Origin of the sequence: Rickettsia slovaca 13-B, assembly GCF_000237845.1 — a bacterium.
In the GTDB taxonomy this organism is placed as follows: domain Bacteria; phylum Pseudomonadota; class Alphaproteobacteria; order Rickettsiales; family Rickettsiaceae; genus Rickettsia; species Rickettsia rickettsii.
Window position 1 is genome coordinate 341,578 of record NC_016639.1, and the last position, 13,004, is coordinate 354,581.

The window sequence follows — 13,004 nt, forward strand, 5'->3', positions numbered from 1 at the left end:
TCAAGCATCCTGAGTTTGCTTCGTCTCATTACTTTGTAATTCTTCGCGCAATGACGTTTTTGGAATAACAAGCATAAAAAAATGAAAGAGAAAATATCAAATTTTGTTACACTTGATTTCGGTAGTAGTAAGATTGCCGTAATTGCTGCCTATATTAGTAAAAAAGGTGAAATTAAAGTAGCTAGCCAAAATTTGCATCATTCTAAAGGTATTAAATCAGGAGTTATATCAGATTTAAAAAATGCTGAAACTAGCATTGTTTCAGCAATTTACGCACTTGAAAAAGATTGCGGTAAAAATATAAAAAAAGTTATATTATCGTTATCAGGTGCCGACACTAAATCTTATTATATTAATTATACCATTAAAGTTAACGGGCAAACCGTAACGCAGCAGGATATTAAAAAGTTACTACAAAAAGCATTACTTGAATTTAAAGTTAAAAACCAAGAAATTATTCATTATTTTCCTCTTGAATTTACCCTTGATAATAATTCAGTCGAGAATCCTATAGGTATGTACGGTAGAGAACTTAGTTGTGAATTACATATTATTGCTGCTAGTTCAAATATGTTATCAAATATTGTACAATGCTTCGCTAAATGTCATGTTGAAGTCACAAATATTACTCTAGCAATTTATGCTTCTGCTATTAGCTGTCTTACGAATGATGAAAAAAATCTAGGTTCGCTTATCATCGACATGGGGGATAAAACTACCTCTTTCGGCATTTTTTTTGCCGGTAAATTAATATATACGGGGCATGTAAATATAGGTAGTTTTCATATTAGCTCGGATATTGCTAAAGTCTTTGGTATTGATCTTGTTACGGCAGAGAAATTAAAAATTTTATACGGTAATGCAATGATACCTTTATTTGAGAAAGATAGTATTATAAATATGGAGGATTTTCAGGTTGATACTCATCATACTTTAAATACTTCCGTAACAATTTATAAATTGGCTGAGGTAATAAGAGCAAGAGCCGAAGAAATATTATCAATGGTAAAAGCCGAATATGATAAAGCAACAAAAGGGCAGGTTGAAGTTTTTAGAGTTGTAATTACCGGCGGCGGGTCTCAGCTTAGAGGACTTAAAGAGCTTTCAAATAAAATTTTTGAAAAACAGAGTAGAATCGGTAAACCGGAGATTATTGCCGGTTTTATAGAAGACTATAATCCGGCTATGTATTCAGCAACTATAGGAATGCTAAAAATTCATGCTCTAAAACAGCAAAAAGAATTTGCTCATATTAGACTTGATGCAAATATTAGCTTCTTTAAAAAAGCTTTTGATTGGTTTAAAGAGAATATTTAGAGAGGCTGCCCGCGTTGGACTGGAAAATGCATTTAGTGTCATTCCCGCTTCCGTGGGAATGACATAAAATGATCCACGCAACAATACCTACTTGCAATGAGGACTTGTATTTACGCGGGCAATGTCATTTAGAAATATTTTGCTAAGAATTATTATTAGGTTTTTCTCTAGAACAAATTAGTACATTCCCTTTAACTTCGATAATAAAAAGTCGGTCGCCTGTTTTTGCATCGATTTCATTTGGAACAAGGTAAGCATTCATAATAGCACCGGACCATCTTACTTGTCCTATAGTATCAGAAGAAACTGTAGCACTATAAACCTCTACCGTTTTGCCTATCATATCCGAGTAATTTTTTGTTTTATCAGTTTTATTATAAACATATTTTTTAAGAGGATAATATGATATGCAAAACCAAATAAGTGATAATATACCAAAAAATGTTATTTGATTTGTTAAGCTAACTAGAGGGTAGTTATATACCACAAGAGTGTTTGATAACGCTCCAAGCCCAAAGAATAAGAATCCAATACTTGGAACTGTAAAGAATTCAACAACTATGCAAATTATACCTATTATTAACCATATTTCGGTGAGATAATTATTTATCATGAACATAAGTTTTTAAAAATAATATTACGTCAGCTATGTCTTGTGGTTTTGAGATACCGGCAAAGGACATTTTAGTTCCTGGTGCATAGCTACTTGGTTGATGTAAGAAAGCAAATAAACTATCATCATCCCATACGCCGCCAAGTTTTGATAGAGCAGGGGAATATTTATAGTCTGCTATGCTTGCTTTTGGTCTGCCTGCTACATCCCAAAGATGCGGTCCTAGTTTATTTGGACCGTCTTTATCAAGAGAATGACACATTAAACATTTCTTGGCTATTTCACGACCGTTATTGGCGTTAGCAGTCTTCATTAATTCCGGTATATTTACCGGTGCTTGCTCTAGTGCGGTAGTATTTTGATTTTCTGATGATTCTTGAACCGCAACGCTGTAGCCGCGATGTTGTAACTCTAGAGTGGGCTTGTATAATATATTTGCAACAAATCCAACCATCATAGCAATTAAACTAGCAAATAAGATGGCTGCAACAATTTTATTTAATTCTTTTCCAGACATTTATTTTGTTTTTTTTATTAGAATTTATACTATAATTTAAGTTGTAAGAGAAGTTAATTAAATAAATAAAAGAAAAATTTATAAAAATATTTGTTCTTTGGAGAGAAAAATAAATGTCAAAAAAATCAAGGGTTAGAAAAATATTTAATAAGTTAAAATCTTATTGGACTAGTTTTAGACAAAGTAAAATCGGTAAAATATTATTTAGCAATAGTTTAAGTTATGCAGTTTCCATAGCTTCTATAGCAATTACAGTTTCTGGACTTTTTACTCCTATATCACCGATAATTATAGCTGTAGCTGTTGTTTCAGGAGTTAGCGTAGGAATTCAAGCTGTAAATGAGACTTTGAAAGTGCATGATTTGCGTAAACTTCATAAAGAGAATAATTTATTAGTACATAACAGAAATGCTAAAAGTCAGCAAGATTATATATTATCATTAGAACCGAGCTTAAAAGATATTTTGAAAAATGAATTATATACGCCGCAAACGGCAGGTAAGGATACTACTCAAGATAAGTATGAGTTAAATGTAAATAAATTGAAAAGTACAGGACGAATATTTGGCAATAATTTAGGTGGAGCCGCAAATTTGGCCGCTTCTATTATTAAAGGTGCGAGCGGTAATGTGCTTGATATATTAAAAGCTACGGGTTACGGTGTAGTTACGACCGCATCATTAATTATCGACGGTCTTACTGAAAAGGAAAAAATAGAAATAAAAGTAATATTTAAATTAAATATAAATGAAGAATATAAAAAACAAGATACTCCTATATATAAAAATTTAGAACAATTAGAGAATTATACTCAGAATCAAGTATTGCAAACATTAGCTTTAAAAAAATTAATAACGGATAAGAATTATTGGAGTATGAATAAAGACCAAAAAATACAAAAATTTCGAGAAATAATAGGCAGTTTTAATTCTGAAATAAAAAGAAACGGTTTAGAAGAATTTTTTAGAGAAAATAAAATAACAATGGATAATAGCAAAGAGAGCTATGTTAAAGATATTAAAAATGTAATGAATCCATTTTATGAAAATCCTAGTAAAGCCGAAGGATATAATCCTTTAACTAAAGCTATGGATAAAGATAAAGTTAATAATGCTGAAATAAAAAGGACAAAAAGTGAAAATTTAAAAAGGATGCAAAAAAGAAAGCGAAATTTAACAATATGAAATGATTATTATAACTCACTGCTAGTTACAAATTTGTAAGAGGTAGTATCGCTAAATATTCTATGCAATAGTTCATTATTAAGAGCATGGCTAGTTTTGTAGCCTTTAATTGCACTTACAATGCTAGTGCCGTTGGTATATAAATCACCGAATAAATCTAATAGTTTATGGCGAACAAATTCATCTTCATAACGTAAGCCGTTTGGGTTTAAGATTTTATCCTGCTCATCTATTCCTATAGCATTCTCAAATGAGGCACCTTGGGCAAGCCCTTTGCTTTTCAAATAATCAACATCTCTTATAAAGCCAAAAGTTCTAGCATCCGCAATATTTTTAGTAAAAGATTCTTGATCCCTAAAACTTAGATTTTGTCTGCCTATAGCTTTACTACTAAAATCAATGGTTAAATCTACAGTCATGTGATCGGAAGGAGTACAATATAATTCACAATCTTTATGAACTACTTTTATATTTTTTAAAATTTTTAGATATTTTTTAGGAGCATTTTGTAATTTTTTTCCTGCACACTCAATCATAAACACAAAAGGTTTACTACTGCCGTCCATAATTGGTACTTCAGGACCGTCAATTTTAATAATTGCATTATCAATGCTGCATCCCCAAAGTGCTGCCATTAAATGTTCAATTGTTGAAATTTGAACTTTATGATCATTACTGATAGTGGTAGATAACAAGGTATCGGAAACATTGAAATAGCTAGCTTCAATATAATTATTTTCAGAAGATATATCGGTTCTAATGAATATAATTCCGGTATTTTCTTTAGCGGGTTCTATAGTTAACTGGGTACGTTTTCCTGAGTGGACCCCGATTCCGTAACAACTAACCGGTTTTAATAATGTACTTTGCTGCATTTTAGGCATTGTAAAAATATATTTAAATATTAATATTTAATGCCAAATTATACAAGTTATATTATGTTACAGAATATTACACATATACTCGATGAACTTCAAAAATTGGCTGTGTCATCCTACAAGAGTTGCGATACTCACGTATTAAGTATACGCGCCGCTCCTCACCTTGTGGATTCCTTGCTCTTTTTGAAGTTGATCTTCGTCTATGTTAGTATAAGACTTCTTGCATAACTTGCTAATAAGGAGAAATTTGAAGGAGACACGGAACGCAGAACCGCAGCGTACACGCAAGTAACGTGAGGATTCGAGTACCGGATCGACGTACAAATTACCTTTATTAGCAAGTTATGCAAGAAGTCTTATTAAAATCTATATAATGTATACTTAATAAAATACCAAAAATGATAAGCTACAAAACTACCGACTACGGCAAAAACAGAAAATAAGAAATCACTGCCGTTAATAGTGCCGTAAGGTACATGAGATGATAAAGCTCCGGCATATGTACCGATGCTGCACATTGAAAAATACGAAAATAAAGCTGTTCTAAGTTCGTAATCCCTAAATTTATCAATTAGTATTAAAATATTGCAAATATAAATGGATCCTAAACAACTACCGATTAGTATTATATATAATATATTAAGGTTTTTATTAGTTCCATGAAGCGGTAGTAAAATAAAGCAGACGAGCAGAATTATAGTTAGTGATAAATTAGCCAAATATTTATTTACTTTGCTTAATATATAGCATATAGGAATTATAGAAAAACATATTGCTAGAAAAATATATTTTAGTATAAGTCTTAAATTAATTAATGCTAATTCTTGCTTTAATGCAAAAGCTTCATAATACCATAATATATCCAAGGTGACATAAGCAACTACGAAGCCTGTCAATAATTGTAATTCGACATTTTTTATTAAGGATGAAAATTTGGAATTTAAATTTAATTTATGAGATGTAGGATTATAATGCAGAAATTCGGTTAGTATATTGATACAATATAACAATGCACAAATTACTATAGTATTATTTGTCGGTGTTATAAATGGATTTAATAAATCTACCATTAAGTTTCCACCCGCCCATAACAACATTATACAAGCTAAAAAAAAATATTTCTTTTCTTTGCTACTCTCAATAATGTCTAATGTTATAGAAGTGAAATATGAAAATGTTCCAAAATTAATTACAATAAAATTAATTTTAATTAGAGTATAATTATTTAATAAAATTAGGTTTATTGTACAAATAATTAATAAAGATAAGCTAATTAAAATAATTTTTTGATTACTTAACTTATTAATTAACTGTGTTAAGGCAAAGCCTGCGATTATCGAACCTATAAATTTAGTTTGATTGATATGATTTATTTGTTCTCCGCCTAGATTTTTATTTAGCAGTAAAAAGATTTTAAAATTATAAAAATTTATAGCATTGATACAGGAAAAAATAAATATTCCCAAAAGTGAGAAAAAAATAGTTTTGTAATCGTTTTTTAAAGTCATAAATTAAGTGTTTGCTAAACATAAATACATGGTATATAACTCATAATTATAATGATTAAGATTATTATCTTAAAAATTAAAGAGATTCATAATTCCATTATTTAAGTATATATGGATAGTTATTAGATTATCAGCTTTTAATCAAGTATGGTAGTCTTATTTGTAATTTGTATATAATTATTGTTGAATTTTAAAAAAAATTAATGAATTAAATAATATGAAAATATTTTAATGTAAGAAAAATAATAATATATTTTTTAGTATTTTAAAGAGGTGTTATTTGAAGTTTATCTAGAATTTCATTTTTGCTCTTTACTCATAGATAAATTATCTATTTAAATAAATTAATACAAGATAAACAATGATTTTTCTTAAGATACAAGCATTATATTAATTATTTGTTCTTCAAGTTAGTGAGCAAGATAAATGAATAAAAAGATTATAATTGATGCTAATTTTCCAAGCGAAACAAGAGTAGTTTTATTAGGACAAAGCAACAATATAGAAGATATTGAATTTCAAACAACCGTAAGACAACAAAATAAAGGTAACATTTATTTAGCAAAAGTTACAAGAATAGAACCGTCGCTACAAGCTGTTTTTATAGAGTACGGAATGGATAAAAGCGGTTTTTTACCGTTTAGTGAAATCCATCCTAACTATTACAATTTGCCTACCTCGGAGAGAAATTTTCCGGTTAATGCTTTTCCTGAAATAGCTCTTTCAAATATTACGGTTGAGGATGATAAAGAGAAACCGGCTGCTATATATGATTCTTTGGTTGATAGTGAAGAAATTGACCTAAAAACCATAGAAGATTTAGTAGAGAGTAAATTCCAGTCAGAACTTAATTTAGAAGCGGCTGATGATATTGAAATGATTCAAAGCGGTACCCCTGAGTCAAATATTCCGCAATATAAACAATATAAAGTTCAAGAAGTAATAAGAAAAAACCAAATATTATTAGTGCAGGTTACTAAGGAAGAACGAGGAAATAAGTGCGCCGCTTTTACTACTTATATATCCTTGGCTGGTAAATATTGTGTTTTAATGCCTAATAAAGGTTCGCAAAACGGTATATCGCGTAAAATATCAAACGGGGAAGAAAGAAAAAGACTGAAAGATATTTTAAATAAAATAGTAAGCGGTGACAAAAATGCTTATAGCGTCATTGTTAGAACCGCAGGTAGAGGAAGTAGCACCTTAGATTTAAAGAAAGACTATAATTATTTAGCAAGGTTATGGAATAAAATTCGTAAAAGTACTATTAAATTTCCGGCTCCGTGTTTTATTCATGAGGAAGATAGTATAATACGTAAAACCATACGTGATATGTGCGATCACAATGTTAAAGAGGTGGTAATTCAAGGACAAGACGGTTATGAAGACGCTTCAAAATTTATGCAGGATTTATTACCTTCAGAGCTTGTAAAGCTGAAAGAGCATAAAAGTAAAACTCCTATATTTACTAAGTTTCAAGTAGAAGAGCAATTAGTTAAATTATATCAGCCTGTAGTGACGTTACCTTCAGGAGGATATATCGTTATTAATCCCACGGAAGCTCTTATTGCAATTGATGTAAATTCCGGTAAATCAACTTCTGAACAAAATATTGAAGAAACGGCACTGAAAACTAATTTAGAAGCAGCCAAAGAAGTAGCAAAGCAAGTAAAGCTTAGAGATCTATCAGGTTTGATAGTTGTTGATTTTATAGACATGAGCGAAGCTAAGAATCGTAAAATTATTGAACGATCCTTTAAAGAGTTTTTAAGTCGTGATCGTGCTCGTATACAAACCGGTAATATTAGTCAGTTTGGACTACTGGAATTCTCAAGGCAGAGATTACGTTCTTCTTTCTTAGAAACTAATTCGGCAATTTGTTCTCATTGTAACGGTAAAGGAGTCATTAGAGCAAGTGACGCTAATGCTATGTTAATTTTACGTACTATAGAGAATGAAATTTTTGAAGAAAGAATTGATGTAATAAATGTTTTTACCAATATTGTTTCAGTTCTTTATCTACTTAATAATAAACGTGCTGAGATAAAATTTATTGAAGAAAAATATAATATAAAGCTTAATTTTTATTCCGATCCTAATGCTACATCAGATAGTTATTCGATTGAAAAAGTGAAGCTGTTCAAGAAAAATAACAATAATTTTAATTCTGTTAAGCCGGTAATTCAGAATCATAATGCCGATTATACTGAAGAAGAGCTGAAAAAAGAACAGTTACGCAAAAATAAACATAAATGGAAAACAGCTAATAATAGTAATAATGTTGCTAATGAAGTAAAAGATAAGAGTTTAGAGGCAGAAGAATCGGTGGAGCAAACCGTAAGCGTTGTGGAAGAGGTGCAAGTTGTAGAAAGTAATGCCGGCTTAGAAGAAGCACAAGCTGCTCCAAAAAAGACAAAACGTAGATATCGTAATAAAACATCAAATAAGAAATGTCCTTCTAATACCGTCGAAGATACGGAAAAGAATGCAGAGTCTTGATTTGAGGGCTATAATATGTCATTCCTGCGAAAGCAGGAATCCAGTAATCCTTAATGTCACCCCGTGGGCTTGACCACGGGGTCCATAAAAATAATAAAAAATACTAATAATATTAGTATTTTTAGCTGGATCCCGCGATCAAGTCGCGGGGATGATAAATGATAAACCTATCCACGCCACAAGGCCTACGCGGGGATGACATAGCAATGCTGTAATGACGCGATAAAAAACATAAACTTAAAATAAAAGTGCAGAAAAGTTTAATTACAAAATGGTTGTGTATAAGTTGTATAATGGTCATAGCGACGATTGTTATAGGGGGGATAACAAGGCTTACCGGTTCTGGTTTATCTATAGTTGAGTGGCGTCCGGTAACCGGTATTTTGCCGCCTTTTAGTTTTGAAAGCTGGCAATCGGAATTTGCTAAATATAAAGCTTTTCCTGAATATAACTCCGTTAATTACGGAATTACTTTATCACAGTTTAAGTTTATTTATCTGTTAGAGTTTATACATCGATTACTCGGTAGAATTACAGCTTTAATATATATTGTACCTTTAATATATTTTTATTTTAAAGATGTTATAAAAAATCGTGACATGCTACCTTATATAATTGCTTTGTTGTTATTTTGCGTACAAGGCTTTATAGGGTGGTATATGGTTAAAAGCGGCTTGTTGAATAGCCCGTATGTTAGTCATTTTCGACTTGCTTTTCATTTAATTATCGCCGTAATTATTTATCACATACTTTTTTATCAACTAATAAAAAATCGTTGTGATATTTTGTTAATCCCGTCACAAACAGATTTTAAATTACCATTAATATTTTCCGGTATTGCTATTACTGTAGTATATGTGCAAATTTTTTTAGGTGCTTTAGTTGCAGGGCTTGATGCAGGGCTGATATATAATAGTTTTCCGCTAATGGATGATAGATTTATCCCGATGGAGATAAAAGATAATTTCTTTGATCTTAAAAATTGGTATGATCCGGTTTTTATACAATTCATACATCGTTTAGTCGGCTATAGCGTATTTTTGGTTGTTGTAGTTTTGATAATTTGCTTGTTAAAAATAGAGCGTCCGAAATTAAATAAGATAGCGTATTTTCTAATGATTGCATTATTTATGCAGGTATCTACCGGAATAATTACTCTTTTATACTCTGTACCTATAATAATTGCCTCTATACATCAGCTTTTTGCTATAATCCTTTTATCTATAATAATTTGGTGCTATTTTTTAATAAAAAGTTCCTAATTTATTAAAAATATGATCATCGATGTCAATACTCCTATTTCTTCTAGATTAGATAAATATTTAAAACGTCTATATCCCTTATTGACTCAAGGAGTAATAGAGAAAGCATTACGTCAAAAACAAATTACCGTTAATGCTCAGAAAGCAGAAGCGAGTTTAAGAGTAAAGGGCGGCGATAAAATTTTTATTAACGATAAGTTTAATTTACCTGTTAAGCAACCTGAAAAATTAGTTTTTACCGACGCTGAAATTAAGCTAGCGAAGAAAATTACTACCGATTATTTGATATATGCAGATGATAATTTAATAGCTATAAATAAACCTGCAGGTCTTGCTACTCAAGGCGGCACTAAAATAAATTTATCTATTGACTCTGCATTAAAATATTTGAATTATAAAGGTGCTGATTTTAAGCTAGTACATAGATTAGATAAAAAAACAAGTGGTTTGCTCTTAATAGCCAAAAATTATTTAAGTAGTGTAAAACTTCATGATGCTTTTAAAGAAAAATTGGTTGTAAAAACATATTTTGCCGTAACCTATGGGAAGCCAATTAAAAATGTAGGCGAAGTTAGAAGTAATATAGAAAAGAGTAAAGGAAGTACACCTAAAATTACTGATATTGATAGTGAAAATGGTAAACTTGCCATTACTTATTATAAAGTACTTAAATCACTTGATAATCACTTATTTTTAATTGAATTTACTCCGGTTACAGGTAGAATGCATCAATTAAGGTTGCATGCTAAATTATTAGGTTGTCCGATACTGGGAGATGATAAATATGGTAATAAAGAAATAATGCCGTATAGTAAATATATGTTCTTGCATGCTAATAATATATGTTTATCTGAAAAAATTTTTGGTCAAGAGATTAAGTTAGAAGCAAAATTACCGTTTTATTTTAATAGACGTCTTACATAACTTGCTTCTAAAGGTAATTTGTACGTCGATCCGGTACTCGAATCCTCATGTCAAGTGTACGCTGTGGTTCTGCGTTCCGTGTCTCCTTCAAATTTCTTTTTATTAGCTGCGTTATGTAAGACGTCTATTGATAAGTTTGTGGAGTGTTGCAGTTATGATGCGTAGATATTTTTTATTGTTGCTTTTTTTTATTACTAATTGTATTGATTGTTTTGCAGATATACAGCAAAGAATCAATGAAGCAGAAAAAGAATATATCAGTAATAGATTTTTAAATGCCGTTTTTATGTTTGCCGATGATTATAAACCTTTATTAACCGGTGCTAAAGGAATTTTTGCTTTAAATGGTGAGCAATTAAAAGCAAATGAAATGATGCCTATTGTTTCTGCTACAAAGCCTTTTACAGCAGCGGGAATCTTAAAATTACAAGAACAGGCATTATTAAATATTAACGATAAAATTTATAAATATCTTGATCCGGAAATGTGGGGTGGAAAAGTGCCGGATTGGGCATATAAAATATCTATCCATAATTTATTAACGCATAGTAGCGGTATTGCTGAATATTTTAGTTTTGTTAAACTTGATTTAAATATGCCTAAGAAAGAGATTCACAAGAAAATATTACAATTTGTTTCTTCTAAGCCTTTAGAAATATCTATAGGGAAAAAATTTAAATATAGTAATACTAATTTTGTTATACTCGGTATGATTATAGAAAAGGTGGCTAAAAAAGATTTAGCTAACTTTTTTTATGATGAATTTTTTAAACCGCTTAATATGAAATCTACTAGTTTTGCTTCATATAGTGAAGCCGCTAGAATCCAAAAAAACGTTATTAGTTCTAATTATCCGGTAAGATATTTTTTAACGCCTAATAATAGTAATAAACCTATATTTACTCCTGTAACTGCTGATTTTTTAGCAGTTCCTTGTGCTGACGGTGGTATAATATCAACACCGGTTGATCTTATTAGATGGTATAGGGCATTAAATGAGGAGAAAATTCTTTCTAAGAAGTCGTATAAACTTATGACTACTAAATATTTTTTAGCACAAGATATAGAAGGGCGTAAGTCTTATATGGGTTACGGTATTTTTCTTACTGATCTTGATTCTAAGCGTTTAATGATTCATTATACGGGAAAGGCCCTTGGAATACAAAGTGAAGCAGGATATGTTTTGCCTGATAATCTTTATTTTGCTATACTCAGTAATACTATGATAAAAATTCCTGAAGAAGAAAAAGATAAAATTGACATGAAAAATCCTTTAAATCAACTTGGAATAATTTATTTTAGAGATGCAATAATAGGGGCAGCTATAAAAAATTAAATAGACTTGTTGTATAACCTATCTTATAAAGAGGAATTTGAAAGAAACACGGAACGCAGCACCGCAGCGTACACTTAGTACGTGAGGATGCGAGTACCGGATTGACATACAAATTACCTTTAGAAGGAGGTTATACAACAAGTCTAATGAAGATAGTTACTTGGAATATTAATTCATTGCGTCTACGGATCGATTTATTAAGAAAATTAGCATATGAACATCAGCCGGATATTATTTTACTTCAAGAAACAAAGGTAGCTGACTCATTATTTCCTCTTGAAGTTATTAAAAATATAGGCTATGAACATGTAATATATTCAGGGCAGAAATCATATAACGGTGTTGCTATTATTTCAAAATTTCCTTTGAATAATGTTTTTTCATTGGAGTTATATAATAGTGATAAAAGGCATATAGCAGCTATAGTTAATGATATAGAAATACATAATTTTTATGTTCCTGCCGGCGGTGATATACCTGATATCGAGGTAAATACAAAATTTAAGCATAAGCTCGAATATGTAAGGTTAATGCAGGAATGGTTAACGACTAACCGTACTAAAAACGATAAAATGATTATTGTTGGGGACTTGAACATTGCTCCGCATGAACATGATGTATGGTCTAGTAAGCAGTTGCGAAATGTTATCAGCCATACCGATATTGAACGCTCGTTATTGGTAGAGCTACAAAATGCGTTAGGTTTTATTGATAGTAGCAGACATTTCGTATCGCTTGACGAAAAATTTTATACTTGGTGGAGTTATAGAAATATAGATTGGAAAAAATCTAACAGAGGTAGAAGACTTGATCATATTTGGGTTAGCGATAATTTAAAAGGTGCATTATTTTCTATGCATTTACTATCAGAAGCACGTGATTGGTCTTCACCTTCGGATCATGTACCATATTTTGTGACTTTTAATTTACAGATGTCATCCCGTGGTCAAGCCACGGGATGAC

General features: G+C 30.7%; 11 protein-coding genes and 3 pseudogenes. 9 read left to right on the forward strand and 5 right to left on the reverse strand.

All coding sequences use genetic code 11. From position 1 onward, the window contains the following. Positions 1–81: 81 nt before the first annotated feature. A complete protein-coding gene (ftsA, locus tag RSL_RS01760; RefSeq protein WP_014273295.1) occupies positions 82–1,317 on the forward strand; it encodes a cell division protein FtsA in 1,236 nt (411 codons plus the stop codon). A 142-nt stretch (positions 1,318–1,459) separates the two neighbouring features. On the opposite strand, the gene RSL_RS01765 is transcribed toward ftsA, so the two are convergent. Beyond that, complete coding sequence (locus RSL_RS01765) at positions 1,460–1,936, reverse strand: NfeD family protein (protein ID WP_014419743.1); 477 nt, start codon at positions 1,934–1,936, stop codon at positions 1,460–1,462. Continuing rightward, complete coding sequence (locus tag RSL_RS01770) at positions 1,920–2,447, reverse strand: c-type cytochrome (RefSeq protein ID WP_014273297.1); 528 nt, start codon at positions 2,445–2,447, stop codon at positions 1,920–1,922. Before RSL_RS01770 ends, RSL_RS01765 begins: the two co-directional genes overlap by 17 nt. A gap of 113 nt (positions 2,448–2,560) precedes the next feature. Between RSL_RS01770 and RSL_RS01775 the strand changes: the two genes are divergently transcribed. Further along, on the forward strand, positions 2,561–3,631 hold the full coding sequence (locus RSL_RS01775) for a hypothetical protein (RefSeq protein ID WP_014273298.1): 1,071 nt from the start codon (positions 2,561–2,563) through the stop codon (positions 3,629–3,631). Positions 3,632–3,639: 8 nt separating this feature from the next. Here RSL_RS01775 and lpxC read toward each other — a convergent pair whose 3' ends face one another. After that, positions 3,640–4,506, reverse strand: a complete 867-nt coding sequence (gene lpxC, locus RSL_RS01780) for a UDP-3-O-acyl-N-acetylglucosamine deacetylase (RefSeq protein WP_014419744.1) — start codon at positions 4,504–4,506, stop codon at positions 3,640–3,642. Between the two features lie 226 nt (positions 4,507–4,732). Here lpxC and RSL_RS08550 point away from each other — a divergent pair. Beyond that, positions 4,733–4,882, forward strand: a pseudogene (locus RSL_RS08550) (palindromic element RPE1 domain-containing protein); the annotation flags it as partial. Here the strand turns inward: RSL_RS08550 and RSL_RS01785 are convergent. Next, positions 4,872–6,020 (reverse strand): MFS transporter, encoded by a 1,149-nt coding sequence (locus RSL_RS01785; RefSeq protein ID WP_014273300.1) that lies wholly within the window; start codon positions 6,018–6,020, stop codon positions 4,872–4,874. The pseudogene RSL_RS08550 and the gene RSL_RS01785 overlap by 11 nt on opposite strands. Before the next feature lie 426 nt (positions 6,021–6,446). Between RSL_RS01785 and RSL_RS01790 the strand changes: the two genes are divergently transcribed. From RSL_RS01790 to RSL_RS01800, 3 genes are all read left to right on the forward strand, one after another. Beyond that, positions 6,447–8,519: an Rne/Rng family ribonuclease gene (locus RSL_RS01790; RefSeq protein ID WP_014273301.1), complete on the forward strand. Its 2,073-nt coding sequence runs from the start codon at positions 6,447–6,449 to the stop codon at positions 8,517–8,519. A 248-nt stretch (positions 8,520–8,767) separates the two neighbouring features. After that, entirely contained in the window at positions 8,768–9,781 is a 1,014-nt protein-coding gene (locus RSL_RS01795; RefSeq protein ID WP_014419745.1) for a COX15/CtaA family protein, read from the forward strand. Between the two features lie 12 nt (positions 9,782–9,793). Continuing rightward, positions 9,794–10,705 carry an RluA family pseudouridine synthase gene (locus tag RSL_RS01800; RefSeq protein WP_014273303.1) on the forward strand — a complete coding sequence of 304 codons (912 nt, stop codon included), beginning with the start codon at positions 9,794–9,796 and terminating at the stop codon, positions 10,703–10,705. Here RSL_RS01800 and RSL_RS07445 read toward each other — a convergent pair. Continuing rightward, positions 10,687–10,815 (reverse strand): annotated as a pseudogene (locus tag RSL_RS07445) (palindromic element RPE1 domain-containing protein); the annotation flags it as partial. The gene RSL_RS01800 and the pseudogene RSL_RS07445 overlap by 19 nt on opposite strands. Before the next feature lie 44 nt (positions 10,816–10,859). Here RSL_RS07445 and RSL_RS01805 point away from each other — a divergent pair. From RSL_RS01805 to xth, 3 genes and pseudogenes are all read left to right on the forward strand, one after another. Continuing rightward, complete coding sequence (locus RSL_RS01805) at positions 10,860–12,041, forward strand: serine hydrolase domain-containing protein (RefSeq protein ID WP_014273304.1); 1,182 nt, start codon at positions 10,860–10,862, stop codon at positions 12,039–12,041. Continuing rightward, a pseudogene (locus tag RSL_RS10610) lies at positions 12,042–12,175 on the forward strand (palindromic element RPE1 domain-containing protein); the annotation flags it as partial. A 12-nt stretch (positions 12,176–12,187) separates the two neighbouring features. Next, positions 12,188–13,003, forward strand: a complete 816-nt coding sequence (xth, locus tag RSL_RS01810; RefSeq protein ID WP_014273305.1) for an exodeoxyribonuclease III — start codon at positions 12,188–12,190, stop codon at positions 13,001–13,003. Position 13,004: the final 1 nt, after the last annotated feature.

Coding starts and splice junctions, on each gene's coding strand:
- ftsA (WP_014273295.1), top strand. CDS start 82: ATGAAAGAGAAAATATCAAATTTTGTTACACTTGATTTCGGTAGTAGT.
- RSL_RS01765 (WP_014419743.1), bottom strand. CDS start 1,936: ATGTTCATGATAAATAATTATCTCACCGAAATATGGTTAATAATAGGT.
- RSL_RS01770 (WP_014273297.1), bottom strand. CDS start 2,447: ATGTCTGGAAAAGAATTAAATAAAATTGTTGCAGCCATCTTATTTGCT.
- RSL_RS01775 (WP_014273298.1), top strand. CDS start 2,561: ATGTCAAAAAAATCAAGGGTTAGAAAAATATTTAATAAGTTAAAATCT.
- lpxC (WP_014419744.1), bottom strand. CDS start 4,506: ATGCAGCAAAGTACATTATTAAAACCGGTTAGTTGTTACGGAATCGGG.
- RSL_RS01785 (WP_014273300.1), bottom strand. CDS start 6,020: ATGACTTTAAAAAACGATTACAAAACTATTTTTTTCTCACTTTTGGGA.
- RSL_RS01790 (WP_014273301.1), top strand. CDS start 6,447: ATGAATAAAAAGATTATAATTGATGCTAATTTTCCAAGCGAAACAAGA.
- RSL_RS01800 (WP_014273303.1), top strand. CDS start 9,794: ATGATCATCGATGTCAATACTCCTATTTCTTCTAGATTAGATAAATAT.
- RSL_RS01805 (WP_014273304.1), top strand. CDS start 10,860: ATGATGCGTAGATATTTTTTATTGTTGCTTTTTTTTATTACTAATTGT.
- xth (WP_014273305.1), top strand. CDS start 12,188: ATGAAGATAGTTACTTGGAATATTAATTCATTGCGTCTACGGATCGAT.